The 24812-nt window shown below is 44.2% G+C and carries 22 protein-coding genes; 4 read left to right on the top strand and 18 right to left on the bottom strand.

Features of this window, described 5'->3' with window-relative positions; translation table 11 throughout:
* Positions 1–45 precede the first annotated feature (45 nt).
* Complete coding sequence (locus EL341_RS17165; protein ID WP_126468196.1) at positions 46–1437, top strand: nicotinate phosphoribosyltransferase; 1392 nt, start codon at positions 46–48, stop codon at positions 1435–1437.
* Positions 1438–1675: 238 nt separating this feature from the next.
* Positions 1676–3151, top strand: coding sequence for a putative basic amino acid antiporter YfcC (gene yfcC / locus EL341_RS17160; protein ID WP_211201781.1), 1476 nt, complete (start codon positions 1676–1678; stop codon positions 3149–3151).
* A 270-nt stretch (positions 3152–3421) separates the two neighbouring features.
* Here the strand turns inward: yfcC and EL341_RS17155 are convergent, their stop codons facing one another.
* Complete coding sequence (locus EL341_RS17155) at positions 3422–4480, bottom strand: bifunctional nicotinamide-nucleotide adenylyltransferase/Nudix hydroxylase (protein ID WP_074824960.1); 1059 nt, start codon at positions 4478–4480, stop codon at positions 3422–3424.
* A gap of 64 nt (positions 4481–4544) precedes the next feature.
* Between EL341_RS17155 and EL341_RS17150 the strand changes: the two genes are divergently transcribed.
* Positions 4545–5366 carry an NUDIX hydrolase gene (locus EL341_RS17150; protein ID WP_074824962.1) on the top strand — a complete coding sequence of 274 codons (822 nt, stop codon included), beginning with the start codon at positions 4545–4547 and terminating at the stop codon, positions 5364–5366.
* Between the two features lie 48 nt (positions 5367–5414).
* On the opposite strand, the gene betT is transcribed toward EL341_RS17150, so the two are convergent.
* From betT to glmU, 3 genes are all read right to left on the bottom strand, one after another.
* Positions 5415–7415 (bottom strand): choline BCCT transporter BetT, encoded by a 2001-nt coding sequence (betT, locus tag EL341_RS17145; RefSeq protein ID WP_074824965.1) that lies wholly within the window; start codon positions 7413–7415, stop codon positions 5415–5417.
* 330 nt (positions 7416–7745) lie between these two features.
* A complete protein-coding gene (glmS, locus tag EL341_RS17140; RefSeq protein WP_047779414.1) occupies positions 7746–9581 on the bottom strand; it encodes a glutamine--fructose-6-phosphate transaminase (isomerizing) in 1836 nt (611 codons plus the stop codon).
* Positions 9582–9791: 210 nt separating this feature from the next.
* Entirely contained in the window at positions 9792–11162 is a 1371-nt protein-coding gene (glmU, locus tag EL341_RS17135; protein ID WP_047779413.1) for a bifunctional UDP-N-acetylglucosamine diphosphorylase/glucosamine-1-phosphate N-acetyltransferase GlmU, read from the bottom strand.
* A gap of 398 nt (positions 11163–11560) precedes the next feature.
* Between glmU and EL341_RS17130 the strand changes: the two genes are divergently transcribed.
* Complete coding sequence (locus EL341_RS17130) at positions 11561–12454, top strand: LysR family transcriptional regulator (protein WP_074824970.1); 894 nt, start codon at positions 11561–11563, stop codon at positions 12452–12454.
* Positions 12455–12505: 51 nt separating this feature from the next.
* Here EL341_RS17130 and EL341_RS17125 read toward each other — a convergent pair whose 3' ends face one another.
* The 14 genes from EL341_RS17125 to asnC form a co-directional block, all read right to left on the bottom strand.
* Positions 12506–13225, bottom strand: a complete 720-nt coding sequence (locus EL341_RS17125) for a L,D-transpeptidase family protein (protein WP_074824974.1) — start codon at positions 13223–13225, stop codon at positions 12506–12508.
* A gap of 96 nt (positions 13226–13321) precedes the next feature.
* Positions 13322–13744 carry a F0F1 ATP synthase subunit epsilon gene (locus EL341_RS17120; RefSeq protein WP_047779411.1) on the bottom strand — a complete coding sequence of 141 codons (423 nt, stop codon included), beginning with the start codon at positions 13742–13744 and terminating at the stop codon, positions 13322–13324.
* A gap of 19 nt (positions 13745–13763) precedes the next feature.
* A complete protein-coding gene (atpD, locus tag EL341_RS17115) occupies positions 13764–15143 on the bottom strand; it encodes a F0F1 ATP synthase subunit beta (protein ID WP_047779410.1) in 1380 nt (459 codons plus the stop codon).
* A gap of 33 nt (positions 15144–15176) precedes the next feature.
* Positions 15177–16040: a F0F1 ATP synthase subunit gamma gene (atpG, locus tag EL341_RS17110; protein ID WP_047779409.1), complete on the bottom strand. Its 864-nt coding sequence runs from the start codon at positions 16038–16040 to the stop codon at positions 15177–15179.
* Between the two features lie 46 nt (positions 16041–16086).
* Complete coding sequence (gene atpA, locus EL341_RS17105) at positions 16087–17628, bottom strand: F0F1 ATP synthase subunit alpha (RefSeq protein WP_047779408.1); 1542 nt, start codon at positions 17626–17628, stop codon at positions 16087–16089.
* Positions 17629–17640: 12 nt separating this feature from the next.
* Positions 17641–18174, bottom strand: coding sequence for a F0F1 ATP synthase subunit delta (gene atpH, locus EL341_RS17100; RefSeq protein WP_047779407.1), 534 nt, complete (start codon positions 18172–18174; stop codon positions 17641–17643).
* 14 nt (positions 18175–18188) lie between these two features.
* The gene (gene atpF / locus EL341_RS17095) at positions 18189–18659 is read right to left on the bottom strand and encodes a F0F1 ATP synthase subunit B (protein ID WP_047779406.1); all 471 of its coding nucleotides are present in this window, start codon (positions 18657–18659) and stop codon (positions 18189–18191) included.
* Between the two features lie 53 nt (positions 18660–18712).
* Positions 18713–18952 carry a F0F1 ATP synthase subunit C gene (gene atpE / locus EL341_RS17090; protein WP_047779405.1) on the bottom strand — a complete coding sequence of 80 codons (240 nt, stop codon included), beginning with the start codon at positions 18950–18952 and terminating at the stop codon, positions 18713–18715.
* 46 nt (positions 18953–18998) lie between these two features.
* Positions 18999–19820, bottom strand: coding sequence for a F0F1 ATP synthase subunit A (gene atpB, locus EL341_RS17085; RefSeq protein ID WP_126468195.1), 822 nt, complete (start codon positions 19818–19820; stop codon positions 18999–19001).
* 25 nt (positions 19821–19845) lie between these two features.
* On the bottom strand, positions 19846–20229 hold the full coding sequence (gene atpI, locus EL341_RS17080) for a F0F1 ATP synthase subunit I (RefSeq protein WP_047779403.1): 384 nt from the start codon (positions 20227–20229) through the stop codon (positions 19846–19848).
* Positions 20230–20829: 600 nt separating this feature from the next.
* Positions 20830–21447, bottom strand: a complete 618-nt coding sequence (rsmG, locus tag EL341_RS17075) for a 16S rRNA (guanine(527)-N(7))-methyltransferase RsmG (protein ID WP_047779402.1) — start codon at positions 21445–21447, stop codon at positions 20830–20832.
* 12 nt (positions 21448–21459) lie between these two features.
* Positions 21460–23349, bottom strand: coding sequence for a tRNA uridine-5-carboxymethylaminomethyl(34) synthesis enzyme MnmG (mnmG, locus tag EL341_RS17070; protein ID WP_126468194.1), 1890 nt, complete (start codon positions 23347–23349; stop codon positions 21460–21462).
* Positions 23350–23721: 372 nt separating this feature from the next.
* The gene (gene mioC, locus EL341_RS17065; protein ID WP_074824979.1) at positions 23722–24171 is read right to left on the bottom strand and encodes an FMN-binding protein MioC; all 450 of its coding nucleotides are present in this window, start codon (positions 24169–24171) and stop codon (positions 23722–23724) included.
* Positions 24172–24262: 91 nt separating this feature from the next.
* Positions 24263–24724 carry a transcriptional regulator AsnC gene (asnC, locus tag EL341_RS17060; RefSeq protein WP_126468193.1) on the bottom strand — a complete coding sequence of 154 codons (462 nt, stop codon included), beginning with the start codon at positions 24722–24724 and terminating at the stop codon, positions 24263–24265.
* Positions 24725–24812: the final 88 nt, after the last annotated feature.

The raw sequence follows: 24812 nt of genomic DNA, 5'->3' as shown, positions 1-24812 counted from the left end.
AGGACAGACCCGCATAGAACATCAATTGATTGGAGGATTTCCATCATGCATAACCTAATACTGAACACCGACTCTTATAAAACTTCACATTTCCTTCAGTATCCACAGGGAACAGAATATGTATCCAGCTACATTGAATCCCGCGGCGGTTCTTATCCGAAAACCCTGTTTTTCGGTTTACAAATTTTCATTAAACAGTATCTGACCAAACCCATCACCCTGACGGATATTAACGAAGCTGAAGAAGTGTTAGCGATGCACGGTTTGCCTTTTAACTATGAAGGCTGGATGCATATTCTGAAACAGCATAACGGTTATTTACCGCTGGAGATTGAAGCGGTGCCTGAAGGAACATTGGTACCAACCGGTAATGTTTTGGTTCAGGTAGTGAATACCGACCCTCAATGTGCCTGGTTAACCAGCTATATTGAAACTGCGTTACTGCGCGCAATCTGGTATCCGACCACCGTTGCCACGGTTTCAAAAGCCTGCCATACCATTCTGGACGCCTATCTGTCGGAAACCGCAGATAACCTGAACAGCCTACCGTTTAAGCTGCATGACTTCGGTGCGCGCGGCGCCAGTTCAGAAGAGAGCGTAGCCATTGGTAGTTTGGCTCATTTGGTTAACTTTATGGGTACCGATAGCCTGTCAGGCGTTATGGCGGCCCGCCGTTATTATCATAAAGAAATGGCCGGGTTCTCTATTCCCGCAGCCGAGCACAGTACAATTACCAGTTGGGGGCGTGAAGGTGAGGCCGCAGCCTACGCCAATATGCTAAGACGCTTTGGCGGAAAAGGTAAAACCGTTGCCGTGGTTAGCGATTCTTATGACATCTGGAATGCTATCGATAATATTTGGGGCGGTGAACTGAAATCGCAGGTCGAAAACAATGGCGGAACGCTGGTAATACGCCCCGACTCCGGTGAACCGGTAGAAATCGTGCCGGAAGCGATTGAACGTTTAATGGCTAAATTTGGCTATACCATCAACAGTAAAGGCTACAAGGTATTACCCGATTTTATCCGCCTGATTCAGGGAGATGGTGTATCCGTCACCTCCATCGAGGAGATTCTATGCGAAATGAAAAAGCGTAAGCTAAGCGCTGAAAATGTCTCTTTCGGTATGGGGGGAGAGCTACTACAGAAAGTCAATCGCGATACACAACGGTTTGCCATGAAAGCCTCCGCTATCTGTATCGATGGTGAATGGAAGGATGTCTATAAAGATCCGATTACTGACCGGGTTAAGCGTTCTAAAAAAGGGCGTTTAGCATTAATTAACCAGCGGGGCGAATTTAAAACGGTTTCACGTAATAGCGTAGACCCATCAGAAAATCTGTTAATTCCGATATATCGGGATGGACAGTTAATCATGGACTACTCTTTGGATAACATTCGCTTATTAGCGATGAACGATAGCGTCTCTGTTGGTTAATTTTTCTTGTTTTATCATCCAGCCAACCCCGAGAAATAACCTAGGGGTTGGCTGTTTTTTTGCATAAATCATGCAATATCCATGAATATCTATGCTTGAAGCATGCTCCCACCTTGATTACTATTCCTGCTCCTTTTCTACAAAACTTATAAATCAAACAATGGATAACACACTACAACCTCAGGGAAACGTTGAAGATTCGCACCCGCCAATCTCAAAACCCAACTCACGCAGTAGAATGCCAGACACGCTGATAATTATCTTTTTTATCGGTATTTTCGCTGCTGCAATGACTTATCTTATTCCCGTCGGCACTTTCCAAAGCAAAGAGGTTCACTATTTAGTTGAAGGGGTAGAGAAAACGCGTAAAGTCGTTGATCCTGCTTCATTTACCTATGCCACCGATGCCGAAGGCCAACCGCTGTATAAACAAGTCTCTCTATTTGCCAGTGGTGATGACGTTGGCCTGCTGAATTTTCCTTTTGAAGGATTAGCCTCCGGTAGCAAATTTGGTTCAGCCATCGGGATTATCATGTTTATGCTGGTTATCGGTGGTGCATTCGGCATTGTGATGCGTACCGGTACCATTGATAACGGTATTCTGCGGCTAATCGATAAAACCCACGGTAATGAGATTCTATTTGTTCCTGCTATGTTCTTTCTGTTTTCACTCGGTGGAGCAGTATTTGGTATGGGGGAAGAGGCCATCGCTTTTGCGATTATTATCGCCCCGCTGATGGTTCGCTTAGGCTATGACAGCATTACCACTGTGATGGTGACCTATGTCGCTACCCAAGTCGGTTTTGCGACTTCATGGATGAACCCGTTTAGCGTCGTTATTGCCCAAGGAATTGCCGATGTGCCTGTGTTATCAGGCGCGGGTTTACGTATTGCTTTATGGGTTGGATTTACCCTGTTTGGTATTCTCTTCACCATACTCTATGCCCAAAAAATTAAAAAATCACCGGAAAAATCCTACAGCTATCAGAGTGATATGCACTTTCGCTCCCAGTCCGTTGATATTGGGAAAACCTCATTTGGTTTAGGCTACTGGCTGGTGCTGATAACCATTGTTGGCGTTATGGTTTGGGTCATTTGGGGTGTTCTGGTTCATTCTTGGTATATCCCGGAAATCGCTGGGCAGTTTTTTACCATGGGGTTAATTGCCGGTCTGATTGGCGTGATATTTAAGCTCAATGATATGACGCTAAACGATATGGCCGATGCGTTTAAAGAAGGGGCTACGGTTATGATTACCCCTGCGCTACTGGTTGGTTTTGCTAAAGGTATTATGCTGTTAATCAGCAGCGCTGATTCGACAGAACCAAGCGTATTAAACAGCATTCTAAACAGTGCCGCCGGTGCAATTAGCAGTATGCACGATATCTTTGCCGCGTGGTGTATGTATCTATTCCAGTCAGTGTTTAACTTCTTTGTGCCTTCAGGTTCCGCTCAGGCCGCATTAACTATGCCTCTGATGGCGCCTTTGGGTGATTTAGTTGGAGTAAACCGTCAGGTATCAGTATTGGCGTTCCAGCTAGGGGATGGTTTCACTAACGTAGTTATACCAACATCCGCTTCATTGATGGGCACGCTGGGCGTATGTCGAGTCGATTGGGGTAACTGGATACGTTTTAGTTGGCGTTTTATGCTGCTGTTGTTTATTTTCTCCAGCATAGTGGTGATCGGGGCTCAAATGTTGGGGTATGGTTGATTATTAGTATCGAAGTTTAAAGACTATTGCTGAACTTTTTAAAAAAATCGCCGTAGGCATTAGAAATAGCGATTATTTCGCCGCCATAAGTTCATTGCATAGTTCTATAACCGTATCGGCGGCGAGTAAAGGGCGTTAAGGCGAACGCCCTTTCGCAGCATCCTTGCTGCTCATGCTACCCTCATTCAGTCGTCAGCTGGTTTCAGCGCTTGTTTTGAAAGGCATGGAATAGAAATAAGGCTCTCACACTTTATCAGCTTAATACCTGACTTAAACCGCGCCCAGCATATCCTGAATAATAAAGTAGTGATCTTCAAACATCTCCTGTGGATCGAGTTCACTAAGGGGAACCCAGCGAGCCGTTCTGGCATCGTCGCCACCTTTTACCTTTGGCAGCGCTGTACTCGGTTCTAGCTCAATACAGAAAGCATGGGTAATGGTTCTGCCACGCGCTGAGCGGTAAGGGGCATCATATACCGCCTGACGGCGGATTGAGCCTTTTAGTACTGGGGTCGGTACTTTTAGCCGTGTCTCTTCCCTTAGTTCTCTCAGGCAGGCCTCCAGTAAGCGCTCACCTTGATCGACAAAGCCACCAGGTAAAGCCCACAGCCCTTTTCCCGGCCGGGCTTTGCGTTCAATTAACAGAATATGGCCGGACTGAATCACTACTGAATCTACGGTGACAAAAACCGGTGGATAAGGTGCGACGCTCCAGGCTTGCTGATACTTTTTAATAAACAGTATTTCGTCATGAACCTGCTGAAATCCGCCATTATTCTGAGAAAAACGGATTAGATAGTTTGCTACCTGCTCAGGCAAAATTTCAGTTTTGACTAATTCTTCAACCACTTGCTGAGGATTATCAATAAAGAAAGATTCCCTGATTGGTGTAGCACTGATGGCACGATAGTTTTCAATACTGATACTGTGCCACTGCGGAAACAGGCTGAGATAAAAGCCCGTTTGATCTTTCCGATGGCCGATAAGCGCTATTTTTGCCGGTCGATGAGGCACAATATGGTGAGCAGTTACTAACCCATTTACCGTTGACTGGACATTCCGCACCCAAAGTTCATCGTTATACAATACATCCATTAACGGCAAACACAGCAGGCGAGCATTCTCTGCTTCGGTCAGGCAGGCACGTACCATGTCCTCCCTTTCCTGATGGGTCCAGGGATTGCGCGGATTACGCGGCTCCCATGCCGAACCAATCAGCAGAATCATTTTATCTGACTGATTTAATCCCTCACGCACAACCCTTAAGTGACCGGCATGAAAAGGCTGAAAACGACCAATAAAAACTGTGAAATCATAGGGTTTGTTCATATCGCAAGCTCCTTGCGGATAAGTATAAGCGGTGAGTCTATCTCTCCGCCGGATAAAACAAATAATGGATAAACCTTGTGATCGGGTTCCGTTAACTCTATTATTGGCTTATAGCCACTATATTGGCAAGCACAATTTTTATCGTAAATGGATGATCCAAACCATGTACTCATCAGAACAAGAATACTTAAACAATTACAGTATCCATCACTATGATATTCCGCTGTTATCCATTGATATTGCCATATTTACCTTGATTGAAGGGAAACTGCACATTTTGCTGGTTGAGCGTGGCGACTATCCTTTTAAGGGCGTTTGGGCACTTCCCGGCGGATTTATTGATAAGCAGCAAGATCAGGATTTACACGCCTGTGCATTAAGAAAGCTAACGGAAAAAACTGGGGTAACAGCCCCGCATTTGGAGCAAGTTGAAACCATCGGCAACCAAACTCGCGATCCCCGCGGCTGGTCAGTCACCTCTCTGTATATGGCGCTGATTCCCTACTCTCCAACCTCTGAGTTTGTTGAGGCCGTTACCGATGCTCGCTGGTGGCCCTACGAACAGGCATTGGAATTAGATTTGGCTTTCGATCATCATCAGCTAATAGAAACAGCCAGAGCGCGATTAAAAAATAAGACCGCCTATACCATTCTTCCTATTCACGTATTGAATACGCCTTTTACCTTAACTCAGCTACAGCAGACTTTTGAAGAGCTGCTAGAAAAGCGTATTGAGAAGAAATCCTTTCGCCGACGTATTCTTTCGGCGGATTTACTCGAGGAAGTTGGACAAGGATTACCTGAAGGTGGATTAGGCAGAATAGCCGCGCTGTATCAGCCTAACAGCAACTGTGACAAGCATACTTTTGTCTGGAGCTTAACATAATCATACGCGCCAATATCACCAGCATCGGTGATATTGGCTAATGACTTGTTATCTGACTAAGTGCAGGAAGTGGAGATGTTTTTCATACTGATCGAGAATATCGTTAATGATTTGTTCTTTGGTCCAGCCCATCACATCATAGTCTTGGCTGCCTTCCCGTAAAAAGACCTCCGCCCGATAATATTTCTGCTCTTCGTTACGATCTTCATCCTTAATATCAAGCAGAGAGAATGCCGGTTGAATATACGATCTTAGCTTTATGCCATAGGTAAAGTTCAAATCTTCACCCAGATCGACCTCAATCATCTTTTTATCATTATCGCCTTCTACAACCTGCGAGGTGATGTTTTGCTTCTGCAATTCATCTCCAACCATCTGCATAGCCGGCGCCACCACTTCATCAACAAAGCGTTTTACGTGAGAGCGACGGGGGAAATAGGCGATATTTCTAATTCTGCGCTGCCACGGAATAGGGTTACGGTTACCGCTAGGCGCCAATGTCGTTGTTTGCTGGCTATCTCGTTTATAGGCGTCTATCCGTAGCGCTTTCAGCAATCCATATATCGAGAGCAGCAATACCATTGAATAAGGCAACGCCGAGGCTATTGTCATGGTTTGCAATGCGCTTAACCCACCGGAAAATAGCAGGGAAATAGCGACCACACCCATCAGCGCCGACCAGAAAATACGCTGCCAGAGCGGGGTATCATCATCGCCACCGGATGCCAACATATCAACAACCATTGCACCTGAGTCCGCCGAGGTCACAAAGAAAACAATGACCATTATCATGACAAATATCGACAAGACCTGAGTAAACGGGAAATATTCTAAAAACTTAAACAGGGCAACTGAGGAGTCGGCCTGAACCGCAGTAGCCAGATCGGTTGCGCCGTTCATAATCAGATTAATTGCCGAGTTACCGAAGAATGTCATCCATAATAAGGTGAAACCTGCGGGTACAAACATCACGCCAATAACAAACTGTCGAATAGTACGCCCACGAGAGACTCTGGCAATAAACATACCGACAAAAGGCGACCAGGACAGCCACCATCCCCAATACAGCAAGGTCCAACCGCCTAACCAATCTTTGGTACCTTTAGACGGTTCGTAAGCATACATATTGAAGGTTTTACTAACAATCTCAGACAGATAGGAGCCAGTATTCTGCACAAACGATTTCATGAGTAATACCGTTGGGCCTAAAACACCTACCAATACCAACAAAATGAAAGCCAAAATCAGGTTTAACTCTGACAGGCGACGCAATCCGCCGTTTAACCCACTGGCAACAGACAGGGTTGCTATGGTGGTAATGATCACTATCAGAATCACTTGGGTCGTTGCATTAACCGGTATATCAAACAGGTAATTCAGCCCGGAGTTCACCTGTAAAACGCCATAACCCATTGATGTAGCAACACCGAATACCGTACCCAGAATGGCGAAAACATCCACTGCATGGCCAATCGGCCCATAGATTCGATCGCCGATAATCGGGTACAAAGCTGAGCGCAGCGTCAACGGTAGTCCATGGCGATAGCTAAAGAAAGCCAATATCAGGCCAACGATGGCATAAATAGCCCAGGCATGCAGTCCCCAATGGAAAAAGGTCAGCTTCATGGCTTCTTTAGCGGCTTCAATGGTTCCGGCATCACCGACTGGCGGAGCCAGATAGTGCATCACCGGTTCAGCAACGCCAAAGAACATCAGGCCAATACCCATGCCGGCGCAAAACAACATCGCAAACCAAGAAGGATAGCTAAAATCTGGCTGGGAATGATCCGGTCCCAGTTTAATGTTGCCGTAGCGGGATAATCCCAGGTAGGTGACAGAAATCAGAATTAAGGCAACGGCTAAAACATATAGCCAGCCAAAATTATCAACGATATGCGTCTGTACATAGCTAAATTGTGAATTGGCATTCTCTGGGTTTAGTACCGCATAGAGAACCAGTAGCAATATTAATACTGCTGCAGTAAAGAATACGGGAGCATTAATTTTGCTGCGGGGGGAGGCTAATTCAGGCTCTTCCTGATGACTCATATACGCGTTTCTCCTTATGATAAAAGCAATGAAAAGTAATGGCGTTAATTATTCCTTATTAAATAATTTCATTATTAAAAACAACAAGATAAAATAAACCAGTTATTTTTATATCAGCATAAAAAACCAATAAAATTAAAAATAATATACTCGAGTATAGCAAAATATTCCGCTTAAAGAAAAAACCGCTATTTAGCGGTTAAACGTAGCCGAATAAATAACGAGAATAGATGAGGGTCAGAAGGCTGAATTTTTGGCAGAAAAATCAAGTAAAAAGCCCGTTAATCGCATTACACCATTAACGGGCCTTTCTAACTGAATAAAGACTAATTATTCAACGGTAACAGACTTAGCCAAATTTCTTGGCTGGTCAACGTCAGTACCTTTGATTAATGCTACGTGATAAGAAAGCAACTGAAGCGGTATGGTATAGAAAATTGGTGCCGCTATCTCTTCTACGTAGGGTAGAGGAATAATAGTCATGCCTTCCATACTGGTAAATCCAGCATCTTCCGCAGCGAAAACGTAAAGTTGACCACCGCGTGCGCGGACTTCTTCGATATTAGACTTCAGCTTCTCTAACAGCTCATTATTTGGTGCAACCACGATAACTGGCATATCAGCATCAATCAGCGCCAATGGGCCGTGTTTAAGCTCTCCGGCGGCATAAGCCTCTGCATGGATATAGGAGATCTCTTTCAGCTTCAGCGCCCCTTCCATAGCGATAGGATACTGATCGCCACGTCCCAGGAATAAAGCATGATGTTTTTCTGAGAAATCTTCCGCTAATACTTCAATGGATTTATCCAGTGATAGCATCTGATCGATACGATTAGGCAGCGCTTGCAAAGCATGAACAATATCGTGTTCAGCCTGTTCTGACATACCGTGTAAACGGCCAATGCGTGCAACCAGCAGCAGTAAAACTGTCAACTGAGTGGTAAATGCTTTAGTGGAAGCAACGCCAATTTCTGCCCCCGCACGGGTCATCAGAGAAATGTCTGATTCACGCACCAGCGAAGAACCATTCACGTTACAAATAGCCAGAGAACCTAAATAGCCCAGCTCTTTAGATAAACGTAGAGCAGCCAGCGTATCCGCCGTTTCACCAGATTGGGATAGGGTTAATAGCAAACTACCTTTACGCATTGCCGGCTTGCGGTAGCGGAATTCTGACGCAATTTCGATATCACAAGGTACACCAGCAATTGCTTCAAACCAGTAACGAGCTACCATACCTGCATGATAGGAGGTACCACAGGCAACAATTTGAATATGCTGTACTTTTTCCAGCAGCGTCGTTGCTGATGGACCCAGTTCATCCAAATTAACCAAACCATGGCTAATACGGCCTTCAAGGGTATTTTTAATCGCCAGCGGTTGTTCGTAAATTTCTTTTTGCATGTAATGACGGTAAATGCCTTTATCACCGGCATCATACTGACTGGTAGACTCTATCGATGGGCGATCCACCAATGAGCCTGCTTTATCAAAAATAGTCACTGAACGGCGGGTAACTTCGGCAATATCTCCTTCTTCCAGATAAATAAAGCGGCGGGTTACCGGCAATAAGGCCAACTGGTCAGAAGCAATAAAGTTTTCACCCAGTCCCAAACCAATCACCATTGGACTACCAGAACGGGCAGCCACTAAAATATCTGGATTACGGCGATCCATAATCACGGTACCGTAAGCGCCGCGTAATACTTTTAGTACCCGCTGTACCGCTTCAATCAGGCTAAGTTCTGTATTATTTTTCAGCTCTTCATGCACTAAGTGAGCGATAACTTCAGTATCGGTTTCTGAAGTAAATACATAGCCTTTCGCGACTAATTCATTACGCAGGGATTCATAGTTTTCGATAATACCGTTATGAACCACGGCAATAAAACCGGACTCGTGAGGATGAGCATTAGTTTCAGAAGGCTCGCCATGGGTAGCCCAGCGGGTATGAGCAATACCGGTACCGCCAGATAATGGGTATTCATCTACGGCATCGCTAAGCATTTTAACTTTACCCAAGCGACGAATCCGCTGTAGGTTATTGGCTTCATCAACCACCGCTAAACCCGCTGAATCATATCCACGGTATTCCAGACGACGTAAACCTTCTAATAATATTTCAGCTACATCTCGTTGTGCTACTGCACCAACAATTCCACACATCGTTTCTATTCCTGATTTAAGAACTGGGTTTATCCAGTTCTGCGATGACCTTGACCTTTGATACCGGTTTTTCCGGTTTCCCCGAGCCTGTAGAGTTGGGGATTATTATGTTTTGCTGTTGCTCTTACGAAACTAAGGGTAGCAGCAAAACAAAATACAAGATGCTGGCTTATCATCCCGATAAAATCGGGATGATAAGTATCGGATGAATTACTTCTTCTTCACCGGGCGCTGCCAGCCGGTAATATGCCGTTGCTTTACTCGACTAATCACCAACTCATTTTCATTGATATTCTGCGTTACGGTGGTTCCTGCACCAATGGTAGCGCCATTCGCTACGCTAACCGGTGCCACCAGTTGCGTATCAGAGCCCACAAACACATCATCACCAATAATGGTTTTAAACTTGTTAGCACCATCGTAGTTACAGGTAATGGTACCAGCGCCAATATTTACCCGATCGCCAATTTCAGCATCGCCTAAATAGGACAAATGTCCGGCTTTAGAGCCCTTGCCCAAACGCGATTTCTTGATTTCAACAAAGTTGCCAACATGAGCTTCATCCAGCAAATCAGCGCCTGGACGTAGGCGGGCAAATGGACCCACGGTACAGCCAACGCCAAGGGTTGAGTCTTCAATAACGCTATAAGGACTGACAATACTGTCATTACCAATCACACAGTTTTTCAGTACACAGCCGCTTTCAATACGGACACGATCGCCTAACACCACTCTACCTTCGACGATCACATTAGTATCGATTACCACATCACGACCGTGAACCAACTCGCCGCGCAGATCAAAACGGGCTGGATCTATCAACATTACGCCAGCCAGTAATAAACGCTCAGCCTGTTCTGACTGGTATTCCCTCTCCAGACGAGAAAGCTGCAAGCGGTTATTGACCCCTTCTACTTCACTTAAGCGAGAAGGGTGTACGGCTTCAATACGATGACCTTCATCATAGGCTAAGCCAATGATGTCAGTAATATAATATTCACCCTGAGCATTATTGTTGTTGAGCTTACCTAACCAGCGTTTTAAATCTTTGCCGCTGGCAACCAAAATACCGGTGTTGATTTCATTGATTTTGTGCTGCTCCGCAGTAGCATCTTTATGTTCAACAATGCTCACCACACGATCGTCTTTACGCACAATGCGGCCATAGCCGGTTGGATCGTCCAGTTTCACCGTCAACAATCCAATACCACCTTCCGGTTTGGCATCAACCAAACGACGCAGCGTATCTTCCGAAATAAGTGGAACATCGCCATACAGCATCAGAATATTTTCATCATCGGCGAAATAAGGAACAGCCTGTTGCATGGCATGGCCAGTTCCCAACTGTTCAGCCTGTAACACCCAATTAATCGGCTGACCGGCTAAAGTTTGTTTCAACAGATCGCCACCGTGGCCGTAAACCACGTTAACCTGTTGTGCACCCAGTTTAGACGCAGTATCGATAACGTGCTGAACCATTGGCTTACCAGCCAACAGGTGCAACACTTTAGGAAGGTCAGAATACATACGTGTACCTTTGCCTGCGGCAAGGATAACCACGCTAAGTTGAGACTTTGACATAAACAACCTGCTAAAAAATTGATTGGCGAAAGTAAACATGTTTAACAACAAAATTGCTACTTATTTTTCATCAAAAAACGCTGCAACACCTTATGCGACAAGGCTTGATGGAAAAAACAGGTTTACCGAAAAATAATCGAAAAACTGTCTGCGTTCGGCGACAAGTTTTCCGATGTAATGGCACGATCATAACGCGTTATAACAGGGGATAAACCACTTTTTTCTTAACGCATATTAAGTAAGTAGAATAGAGAGAATATATCGGTTACAGCCAAAAAGAAGCAATCCAGCCAACTATCTCTATTCATTATTCCACCGTGCACTAAACTATCTGTTTGCTTTTTGCACTGAAGAAACCTATATAGTTATTATCGTTGATAAACAGTCAATAATCCAAAATGAAAACTACCCTTGAAGAGCTTCTGGCCTTTGTTACCGTTGTTGATTGTCATTCCATCACCAAAGCCTCGGTTAAGTTAAATCAAACCGTTTCTGGCATTAGCCGGGCTTTAGGACGATTAGAAGATAAGCTGGAAACATCGTTACTGAACCGTACAACTCGCCGATTGGTATTAACGGAAGAAGGTGAAGCTTTTCTGGTTCATGCCAGAAAAATTCTGTCTTCTGTTGATGAAGCAGAAGATCAAATGGCTATTCGCCGTCAGCAGCCATCGGGGCTGTTACGTATCAATGCCGCATCTCCATTTATGTCCCACTCTATTGTTCCTATTATTGGCGATTTTCGGCAGCTTTATCCGCAGATTGAGCTGGAATTAAACACCAACGACCATTTTATTGATTTACTGGAACACAAAACGGATATCGCGATCCGCATTGGTGAATTACGTGATTCAACGCTACATGCCCGACATTTAGGCTCCAGCCAAAGGCGTGTACTGGCAAGCCCACAATATTTAGCTAATAAACCACCAATTACCTGCACTGAAGATTTTCAGCATCATCAATTACTCGGATTTACCCAAGTAGACCGGCTAAACGACTGGCCTTTTAATGATGAAAATGGCCATCTGTTACATATTACGCCTAACCTATCTGCATCGAGTGGGGAAACGTTAAGGCAGCTTGCGCTGGCTGGAGAAGGTATTGTCTGTTTGTCTGATTTCATGACCCATAACGACATGAAAAATGGAAAATTGATAGAAATATTACCGCAGCAAACAGTAAAGATCATGCAACCCATTAATGCGGTTTATTACCGAAATACTCAGCTATCTGCTCGGATTACCTGCTTTCTTGATTTTCTTAGCCAACGAATAAAAACCATGTTGTAAATAAAAATGCAGCAATGACTGATTATGATGATTGTTGGTTTATTTATTACATCAACCAGCACGCACCGCATAACGTTTATTTTTAACTTCAATTACCGGTACTTGATGGTGCTGTTCAAAATAATCATAGGCAGGTTTCAGCGACTGCCAAAAATTGAAATCGGCGGAATCCTTATACTGATTCATTTTTTGTGGTGTCATGGCAAACGGAAAAATATGAATAGGAATAGTTTTCTGACCGCCATCAATCGCCTGTTCCACCAGCCCATATATTTCGGTTATCACTGGATCGGTCATGGCATAACAGCCAATAGAGGCGCAGCCACCGTGAACCATTAAGAAACTACCGGTATAGCCGTGGGCTTTATCATAGGCGTTGGGGAAACCAATATTAAAAGAGAGATGATATTGGCTATTCGGATTAAGCATCCCTCTATGAGTAGAATAAAAGCCTTCCGGGCTCTTCCTGTCACCTTCTTTCTTCTTGGGGCCAAGTCCGCCTGAATAGGTACAGATAACATAGGTTTTATATAGCTCATAAGGTTTACCTTCTGAACTAAACCACAGTTCAAACTTATCTTCGGCTTTCAATAACCGCATATACAGGCGATCGCCTGATTTTATCTGTTTGACTGGCTGCATCGGCTGTCGTTGTTCAATCTCTTCATCAGGGCTGGTTGTCACTGCCAGATATTGGGAAATATTGAGATATATCAGATAGCCAACAATGGCAATCAGCAGCAAAATAATGGCAAAAACAACGTTTCTCATTAGGTAACATCCTTATTATCCCATAGTAAAAAAGCCAACCTGTAAACAGATTGGCTTTTTATAACGAATGTGACAACAAATACCGTATATAAGTTATTACATCAATTTCTTGGTCAATTCAATTACGCGCAGTTTTGCAATCGCTTTACTAAGCTCAGCGGATGCTTGTGCATAATCTACGTCACCATGCGAATTACGGATGTGTTCTTCCGCTTTACGCTTGGATTCCATTGCCCGAGCTTCATCAAGATCCTGTCCGCGGATAGCCGTATCAGATAAAACGGTGACAATCGTCGGTTGGACTTCAAGAATACCACCAGAAAGGTAGATAAACTCTTCATCACCGTTCAGCTTAACGATACGAATCAGGCCCGGCTTGATGGCAGTGAGCAACGGCGTGTGCTGAGGATAAATTCCCAATTCACCTTCGCTACCCGTCACCTGGATTCTTTGTACTTCGCCGGAAAACATATTATTTTCCGCACTCACCACATCCAGATGGAAAGTTGATACAGCCATGTAGCCCTCCTATTGCAGCTTACAGTTTCTTGGCTTTTTCCACAGCTTCGTCAATGGAACCAACCATATAGAAAGCCTGCTCCGGCAGATGATCGTATTCACCATTCATGATGCCGTTAAAGCCACGGATAGTATCTTTCAACGATACATACTTACCTGAAGAACCGGTAAATACCTCAGCAACGAAGAATGGCTGAGACAGGAAGCGCTGAATCTTACGAGCACGAGATACCACCAGTTTGTCGCTTTCTGACAATTCATCCATACCCAGGATGGCGATGATGTCTTTCAGTTCCTGATAACGCTGTAGGATAGACTGAACGCCACGGGCACAATCATAGTGCTCTTGACCAACAACTAATGGATCCAACTGACGGCTGGTTGAATCAAGTGGGTCAACCGCAGGGTAAATACCCAGAGAGGCGATTTGACGACTTAATACAACGGTAGCATCCAAGTGGGCAAAGGTTGTTGCCGGTGATGGGTCAGTTAAGTCATCCGCTGGTACGTATACTGCTTGTACAGAAGTGATTGAACCGGTTTTGGTTGAAGTAATACGTTCCTGCAACACACCCATCTCTTCTGCTAACGTTGGCTGATAACCTACCGCTGATGGCATACGCCCCAACAGTGCTGATACTTCGGTACCGGCTAAGGTATAGCGATAAATGTTATCGATAAATAACAGAACGTCACGACCTTCATCACGGAATTTTTCAGCCATGGTCAAACCCGTTAACGCCACGCGCAGACGGTTTCCTGGTGGCTCGTTCATCTGGCCATAAACCAGAGATACTTTATCCAGTACGTTTGATTCGGTCATTTCGTGGTAGAAGTCATTACCTTCACGGGTACGTTCCCCTACACCGGCGAATACGGAGTAACCTGAGTGCTCAGTCGCAATGTTACGAATCAGCTCCATCATGTTTACGGTTTTACCTACACCCGCACCACCAAACAGACCAACTTTACCACCTTTAGCAAACGGACAAATCAGGTCGATAACCTTGATACCCGTTTCCAGCAGTTCATTGGCGCCAGATAAATCTTCATAACTTGGTGCTTCACGGTGAATAGCCCAACGCTCTTCTTCACCAATATCGCCTTTCATATCGATTGGCTGACCGAGCACGTTCATAATACGGCCCAGCGTCGCAGTACCAACCGGTACTTCGATAGGATGTTCTAAATCAAGCACTTTTAAACCGCGGCTTAAGCCATCGGAAGTACCCATTGCGATACAACGAACGACACCACCACCGAGCTGTTGTTGAACTTCCAGCACCAGCTTGGCATCGTTCTGAACTTCAAGCGCGTCGTACACTTTTGGTACGGCGTCTTGAGGAAATTCGACGTCCACTACGGCGCCGATAACCTGGATAATCTTTCCAGTAGCCATCTTGAATCCTCTACGTAATTCCTAAACCAAGCCCTAGACCGCCGCGGCTCCCGAGACAATCTCGGTAAGTTCCTGAGTAATGCTGGTCTGACGCGCTTTGTTATAAACTAACTGAAGCTCTTTAATCAGCTCACCACCGTTATCGGTTGCGGCTTTCATCGCTACCATTCGTGCGGCCTGCTCGCTGGCCAGGTTTTCTACTACACTTTGATAAACCTGCGATTCGACATAACGGCGCAGCAAGGTATCTAGTAACGCCTTCGGATCGGGCTCGTATAGATAATCCCAGGACTTATTTTTGAGATCTTCGTTATCTGACTGCGGCAATGGTAACAGCTGTCCGATTTCTGGTGATTGCGACATGGTGTTAACAAACTTGTTGTTGGCAACATACAGTCTGTCTAAACGACCTTCGTCATAGGCCTGTAGCATAACTTTTACCGGGCCTATCAGTTCAGATACCGAAGGACTATCGCCCATACCGGTGACCTGAGCCACAATATTTCCACCTACCGATGAGAAGAATGAAGCGCCTTTAGAACCGATTACGGCTAAATCAACGCTAACGCCTTTATCATTCCACTCTTTCATTTCATTCAGCAGTTTCTTGAATAAGTTAATATTCAAACCACCACATAAACCACGGTCAGTAGACACTACCAGATAACCAACGCGTTTAACTTCGCGCTCATCCAGATAAGGGTGCTTATACTCAAGATTACCCAACGCAAGGTGACCAATCACTTTGCGCATCATCTCAGCATAAGGACGGCTTGCCGCCATGCGTTCTTGCGATTTACGCATTTTAGAAGCAGCAACCATCTCCATCGCTTTGGTGATCTTTTGCGTATTTTGTACGCTGCCGATCTTACTACGTATTTCTTTTGCGCCGGCCATTTAAGCTTCTCCTCACTACCTGACGGCCCCTAAAGGCCGTTGGGTATTACCAAGACTGGGTTGCCTTGAAAGTCTCGAGGATGGCTTTAAACCCTGCCTCGATCTCATCATTGTAACCACCGGTTTGGTTGATTTGCTGTAAAAGCTCAGCGTGGTCACGCTCGGCATAAGCTAATAATGCCTCTTCAAAGCTACCGATTTTTTCTAATTCAACATCTTCCAGATAACCACGTTCAGCTGCAAAAAGCACCAGAGACTGGTTAGCAATTGACATCGGAGCATACTGTTTTTGCTTCAGTAATTCGGTAACTTTCTGACCATGATTCAGCTGTTTACGCGTTGCATCATCCAAATCAGACGCAAACTGAGAGAACGCCGCCAGTTCACGATACTGTGCCAGCGCGGTACGGATACCACCGGACAGTTTTTTAATGATTTTAGTCTGAGCAGCACCACCAACACGCGATACAGAGATACCTGGGTTAACCGCTGGGCGGATACCTGCGTTGAACAGGTTAGATTCCAGGAAGATCTGACCATCGGTAATGGAAATCACGTTAGTCGGTACGAACGCAGAAACGTCACCCGCCTGAGTTTCGATGATCGGTAGAGCGGTCAGAGAACCGGTTTTACCTTTCACTTCACCTTTGGTAAAGGCTTCAACGTATTCCGCATTAACACGCGCCGCACGCTCCAGCAAACGGGAGTGGAGATAGAACACATCACCAGGGAATGCTTCACGTCCAGGTGGACGACGTAATAACAGAGAAATCTGACGATATGCAACGGCCTGCTTGGACAGATCATCATAAATAATCAGAGCATCTTCACCGCGGTCACGGAAATATTCACCCATTGCACATCCAGCATACGGTGCCAGATATTGCAGAGCCGCTGATTCAGATGCAGATGCAACCACAACGATAGTGTTAGCTAATGCATTATGTTCTTCTAACTTACGCACAACGTTCGCGATAGTTGAAGCTTTCTGGCCAATAGCCACATAAATACATTTAATGCCAGAGTCACGCTGGTTGATGATTGCATCGATAGCCATGGCAGTTTTACCTGTCTGGCGGTCACCGATAATCAGCTCACGCTGACCACGGCCGATTGGAATCATGGAGTCAACAGACTTATAACCGGTCTGTACCGGCTGGTCTACCGACTGACGTTCAATTACGCCTGGAGCGATAGCTTCAACAGCAGAGAACCCGTCATTTTCAACCGGGCCTTTACCATCGATTGGGGCACCCAGCGTGTTAACTACACGACCAAGTAAACCACGACCTACCGGAACCTCAAGAATACGGCCAGTACATTTAACCTTCATGCCTTCAGCAAGATCGGTGTACGGACCCATAACTACCGCACCAACGGAGTCACGTTCAAGGTTCAGCGCAATCGCATAACGGTTGCCAGGCAGTGCAATCATCTCACCCTGCATAACATCGGCTAAACCGTGAATACGAATAATTCCGTCACTAACGGAAACAATAGTACCTTCATTGTGAGCTTCGCTCACTACATTGAACTGAGCAATGCGTTGCTTGATCAGTTCGCTGATTTCGGTGGAATTCAGTTGCATGCTCCAGTCCCCTTAAGACTGCAAGACGTCTGTTAAACGTTCCAGACGGCCACGTATACTGCCATCTATAACCATATCACCCGCATGGATGATAAAACCGGCCATAACAGACTTATCAATTTTGCAATTTAGCTTAACTTTGCGTGACAAACGTTTTTCCATCGCGGTGGCAATATTTGCCAACTGAGCGTCATTCAACGGAGCGGCAGCAGTAACATCCACATCAATGGTTGACTCCTGCTCTGCACGTAATTGAATAAACTGTTCTAACACGTCAGGAAGCACGATTAAACGTCCATTTTCGGCCATGACCTTTATCAGGTTTTGACCATTTTCGTTGAGCTGTTCACCACAAATAGCAATAAATATGTTTGCTAAATGTTCCGGTGCCATTGCGCCGGATAGTAAATCGTCAACCTGCTCATTACGACTGACTTCTACAGCAAATGCCAGCATCTGCTGCCAGTTATCAAGATCGTTTTGCTCAACGGCAAAGTCAAAAGCTGCTTTGGCGTAGGGGCGAGCTACAGTAATAAATTCAGACATCTGCCCCTCCCTCCTTACAGTTCAGCGACCAGTTTATCAACGATGTCGCTATTAGCAGCTTCATCCACGGAACGTTCGATAATTTTCTCAGCACCAGCAATCGCCAGCATAGCTACTTGCTTACGCAATTCTTCACGCGCTCGTTTGCGCTCTGCGTCTATTTCAGCCTGAGCTTGAGCAAGAATCTTAGCGCGTTCTTGTTCAGCTTCAACTTTAGCTTCGTCAACTATTTGAGCCTTACGCTTATTCGCCTGCTCAATAATTACCTGAGCGTCAGCTTTGGCTTGAGCTAACTGGTCGGTCACATTGGCTTGCGCTAAATCCAGATCTTTCTTCGCCCGTTCTGCAGAAGCTAAACCGTCAGCAATCTCTTTTTGACGTTTTTCGATGGCAGAGATAATCGGCGGCCATACGAACCTCATACAGAACCAGACAAACAGGACAAACGCTATCGCCTGGCCGAGGATTGTTGCATTAATATTCACAGCACAATGCCTCTTGTTAATTTAACAGTTTGGTGTGGTTTCAATGTGTAATGCTACGCAACAGCGAACATGACATACAGACCCAGACCAACAGCAATCATCGGGATGGCGTCAACCAGACCCATAACGATAAAGAACTGTGTACGTAATAATGGGATAAGATCTGGTTGGCGAGCAGCACCTTCCAAGAATTTACCACCCAAAATGCCGATACCGATAGCAGCACCGATAGCTGCAAGGCCCATCATTACAGCAGCAGCCATGTACAGCAGATCCGTGTTTAGGTTTTCCATGACAGTCTCCAGTTTATTTCAGTTAAAACTTAGCAAGTTGTGAATATTAGTGTTCTTCAGAAGCCATCGATAGATAGACAATCGTCAGAACCATAAAGATAAAGGCCTGTAACGTAATAATCAGTATGTGGAATATTGCCCAAGGGACATTAAGTAACCACTGTGACCACCACGGAAGCAGACCAGCAATTAGGATGAAAATTAACTCACCCGCATACATGTTTCCGAACAGTCGAAGACCGAGGGAAACAGGTTTGGATAGCAAGCTAACGCCTTCCAAAATAAGGTTAACTGGAATAAATGCCCAGTGATTAAACGGCTGCATCGTAAGTTCTTTTACGAAACCTGAAACGCCTTTCATCTTGATACTGTAGAAAAGAATCAGAATGAATACGCCTATTGCCATTGAAAGGGTAACGCTCACGTCCGCTGTCGGTACCGCGCGCAAAGCAGGTAAGCCCAGAACGTGTTCAGCAAGATATGGTAGTAAATCGATCGGCAGTAAATCCATTAGGTTCATTAAGAAAACCCAAACGAATACCGTCAGTGCCAATGGCGCGATAACCTTGCTTTTGCCGTGGTACATATCTTTAACCGTACCGTCAACAAAACCAATTATCAGCTCTACCGCACACTGGAATTTACTTGGTACACCGCTACTGGCTTTCACCGCAACGCGACGGAAAACCAGCAAAAACAATAAACCAAGCACAATAGAAAAGAACATCGAGTCGATGTTAATTGCCCAAAAACCGGGCGAATCAACGCCAGATTTAACGAGTTCCATGCTACGTAGATCCAACTGAAGGTTATTCAGATGGTGGCCAATGTAATCCTGTGGAGTAGAGATTTCCCCTGATGCAGACATGATGCCTCTCACTCTTTGTTATCAATTAGTTACGAAAAATATTCATTACAGCAGGCGTCAGTATTTGCACCACTAACACCGCTAAATAAGTCACGCAAAGAGGCAAAAAATCTGCCTTAAAAATGCCCAACGCAACAACCAGTAAAGCGATGGTCATAATAATTTTTACTATCTCGCCGATAAAAAACGACCAAGCCAGCCGTCCATTAGCCTGATTGTTGTCCTTCTGCCGCCATGTTAACAGTAAAAACAGCGCATTGGGTAAACAAGCTGATAAACCACCCAAAAAAGCAGAAATAGCCCATTTTTGACCGTTAAGACAAAAAACCGCGCTAAGTAAAACAACGACGATAAATTGAACTAACAGAAGTCTGCGGGCGGCTACTGAATCATAAAGCGCTACAGACATGGTTGTTATCTCTTTGAGCGTTAGCTATCTCTCTACCTAAAAAGTAGAAACCGAGTCGTGTATAAAACTGCCTTTATCCGCTAGAGTCAAGCCAGAAAAAGCGAGTAAATGATACGAACAAACGCGGCTAATTCTATATTTAAGTAACAAAAAAGTGAACAAATGTTTAAATTCCCAAATGTTCACTTTTCACCGTTTTTAATCAAAACGGGGCCTATTATTACTAATAAAGTTAAATATGTTTCGATTAATTATCCTTTTGTGAGTTTAGTCACATAAATAATTTAGCTTAACCAGGCTAACCAAAGATCACATATCTTATTAATTATTAGTGAATTTATATAAAATCAATGACCTGAATGGATTCAACACAAAACATACATTCTTAATGGTTTTTCAAAGGCTTGTTCGATAACTATTGGTCAACTCAATCAAGCACACGCAAATAAGAACTAGAGTTGTGGTCAAAATGTTAAAAACAGGCATTATTCAAGACTGATTTTACTTAGAAATTCTTATTAATTTTAACTTTTAAAATTTTTTTGTAAGAGCACTATTTATTCATTTATCGCACAAATAATTAAACCCATCGGTGGTAATTTAACCACTCACTATCACTAAATGACGTTCACCATCCAGTTCAGGAACGTTCAGTCGAATAATATCTTGCACAATAAATCCTTCAGGGATCTGTTTTAGCTCTTCCTGTGAAATCATTCCCTTAAGCGCATAAAACTTACCATGTGGCTTAGCCGGTAGGTGATGACACCAAGTCAGCATGTCTTGAAGAGAGGCAAAAGCTCGGCTAATCACACCATCAAAACCGTCAGGAACAGAAAATTCCTCTACCCTACTCTGAACAGCAGTGACATTAGTCATCTCCAATTCATGCAGAACTTGGCGTATAAAACGGATGCGTTTTCCCAGACTGTCTAACAAAGTGAATTGTGCGTTGGGGCGAACAATGGCTAAAGGTATCCCTGGTAAACCAGGCCCCGTTCCAACATCAATAAAACTATCGCCCTGCAAATAAGAATTAACCACAATGCTATCCATAATGTGACGAATTAGCATTTGTTGAGGATCGCGGACAGAAGTCAAATTATAGGCTTTATTCCACTTGTGCAACAAAGCGACATAGGCCAGAAGCTGCTGCTTCTGGCGATCGGTAATGTCTATTTCAGCCGATTTAAGCAGTTGATCAAATTGATTTTGCAAAACGTAGTTCCCTTAAGCGCTGCGACGCAGCATCCCTTGTTTTTTCAGCCAGATAAGCAAAATAGAGATTGCAGCCGGTGTAATACCTGAAATCCGAGATGCCTGACCAATAGAGCTTGGTTTATGGTCGATCAGTTTAGCCCTGACTTCATTGGAAAGTCCTGGAACCTGATAGTAATCCAGATCGGCTGGCAGTACCGCACTTTCATTGCGCAGATGTTTATCAATTTCACCTTGCTGACGAGCGATGTATCCCTCGTATTTAACCTGAATTTCAACCTGCTCAGCAGCCTGTGGATCTTCTACCCCAGGTGCAAACAGGGATAAGGTTGATAACGTGGCATAATCCACTTCAGGGCGTTTTAACAGCTCTTCGCCAGTTGCCTCTTTGGAGAGCGGTGATTTTAATAGCGCATTGATCTCTTCAATTTGAGGTAAGTTAGGATGAACCAAAATATTTCTCAGTCGTTGGCGTTCCAGCTCAATAATTTCCTGCTTACGGATAAAGTGTTCCCAACGTTGATCGTCTACCAAACCTAAATCACGTCCAATTTCGGTTAAACGTAAATCAGCATTATCTTCACGTAACATCAGACGGTATTCAGCACGAGACGTAAACATACGATAGGGCTCTTTAGTACCTAAGGTACAAAGATCGTCAACCAAAACGCCCATGTAAGCTTGATCGCGACGCGGTGACCATCCTTCTTTTTCTGATGAGAAACGACCAGCATTTAATCCAGCAAGTATTCCCTGAGCCGCAGCTTCTTCGTATCCAGTTGTTCCGTTGATCTGTCCGGCAAAAAATAATCCGCTGATAAATTTGCTTTCCAACGTTGGTTTGAGATCGCGAGGATCGAAGAAATCATATTCAATAGCGTAACCTGGGCGAACGATCCTTGCGTTTTCCATTCCCACCATAGAGCGAACGATCTGCATTTGTACGTCAAACGGTAGGCTGGTTGATATCCCGTTTGGATAGACTTCGTTGCTGGTTAATCCTTCTGGTTCAAGGAAGATCTGGTGTGAATTTCGATCGGCAAAACGCATAACTTTATCTTCGATCGATGGACAATAGCGTGGACCGATCCCTTCAATGATCCCAGCATACATTGGGCTACGATCCAGATTATTACGGATTACATCATGAGTTTTTTCATTGGTATAAGTGATGTAACACGGGATCTGAGTTGGATGCTCAGCCACATTTCCCATGAATGAGAAAACAGGTAATGGTGTATCACCATGTTGTTGCTGCAAAATATCAAAGTTGATCGTACGTGCATCAATTCTTGGTGGTGTTCCGGTTTTTAAGCGATTAACGCGTAAAGGGAGTTCACGTAAGCGATGGGATAAGCCAATGGAAGGAGGATCTCCTGCACGACCACCGCTGTAGTTTTCCAAACCAATATGGATCTTACCGTCCAGAAAAGTACCTACTGTCAGAACGACGGATTTAGATCTAAATTTCAATCCCATTTTAGTGACAACTCCGGTCACTTTGTCATTCTCGACAATCAGATCTTCTGCTGGTTGTTGGAAGATCATCAAATTGGGTTGGTTTTCCAAGGCGGATCTTACCGCTTGTTTGTATAAAGCTCGATCGGCTTGAGCACGAGTTGCTCTGACCGCTGGTCCTTTACTGGCATTGAGTATTCTGAATTGAATCCCTGCTTTATCAATGGCATGTGCCATTAAGCCGCCCAGAGCATCCACTTCTTTGACTAAATGTCCTTTACCAATACCACCGATAGCCGGATTACAAGACATTAATCCTAAAGTATCAATGTTATGGGTTAATAAAAGTGTTTGTTGCCCCATACGGGCTGCAGCCATCGCGGCCTCAGTTCCGGCATGACCACCGCCAATAACGATGACGTCAAAGGAATCTGGATAAAACATGGTATGACACCTCAGGATGTACGAACGATCGAGATAAATGATCTTGAGCCAGCGATTCTACTTAACTTTGAAGTTTAGTCCAACTGCCTTGGATCTTGGTTAATTAAAGAAAGATCTTTTTATTTAGAGATCTTCTTATTAGATCTACTATTAGGATCCTTCCATGTTGTGGATAAGGAATAATTTGCTTTAAGGATCAATTTATTGATGGGATCCTTTTACTGTGGAAGATCGGTGATCTTACCTCGTATAAGCTGGGTGCAATATGACTCTTTATCCACAGGGTGGTCTTCATGATAAAGTTATTCTTTGGATAACTACAGGTTAAACCCTGCTTTAGACCAGACTTATACACAACTGACTGCGTATTATTTAATCGTTATTGAGTAAAATAATCCAATCTTGTAGCCAAATTTCTGCCGGATCCTCCGGAATCTCATGTTCAGTGACATCAATTTCCAGACGATCGCCGATCCTTTTTGCCCCATGATCCTGCAAAATGCGATCTGCAGTTTTTATTCCACCGCAAAATGTATCGTATTCTTTACTTCCTAAACCGATGGCACCAAATCTGACTTTGCTGAGATCCGGATTCTCTTCTTCTATTTGTTCAAATAACGGTTGTAGATTTTCGGGGATCTCACCAGCACCGTGAGTTGATGTCACTATTAACCAGATACCTTCATGCTTTAATTCATTCAGTTCTGCGCCATGAAGAACTTCTGCAGAAAAACCTGCTTCCGTAAGTTTTTCTTCAAGATGTTCGGCAACATATTCGGCACTACCTAATGTACTGCCACTGATTAAGGTTATTTCTGACATAAAGGCTCTTTCTTTTTTCATTTGCTGATTATTGTACGCTGTGAAAGAGCTGGGATCTACCTGTGGATAATGTGGGTATAGTAAAAATATGTTAAGGACGGATCGTCCGCATGATTGGGTTCTGAAGAGAGATCAGTGTTTCCGTAGATTGTATTTCATCAATGGTCTGGATCTTGTTGATAAGTACCTGCTGTAGTCCATCAATCGATCGGGTCATGACTTTAATAAAGATACTGTAGTGGCCAGTGGTGTAATAGGCTTCAACCACTTCCTCCAGGTTTTCCAGTTTGGTTAATGCAGAGGGATAGTCTTTGGCGCTTTTCAAAATAATGCCGATAAAACAGCAGACATCATATCCAAGCTGTTTTGGGCTGATTTCTACTTGTGTGCCCAGAATGATTCCCGCTTGTTTCATTTTTTCCACTCGGACGTGGATTGTTCCTGGACTAACGCTGAAATTTTTAGCTAATTCAGCATAAGGAATACGAGCGTTTTTCATTAATTTGTTAAGTATGTCACGGTCCAAATTATCGATCTGGTAATTATCGGCCATTTTTAATCCCCTTTTTTGCATGATTGTTATAAATTTAGCTAAAAAAATGAATAATTGAAATCTGTTTGGCTATATTTGCTATTGAATA

This window comes from Pragia fontium (genome assembly GCF_900638655.1).
Lineage (GTDB): Bacteria > Pseudomonadota > Gammaproteobacteria > Enterobacterales > Enterobacteriaceae > Pragia > Pragia fontium.
Note: the sequence above shows the minus strand (reverse complement) of the source record. Positions and strands in the feature narration are given on the sequence as shown.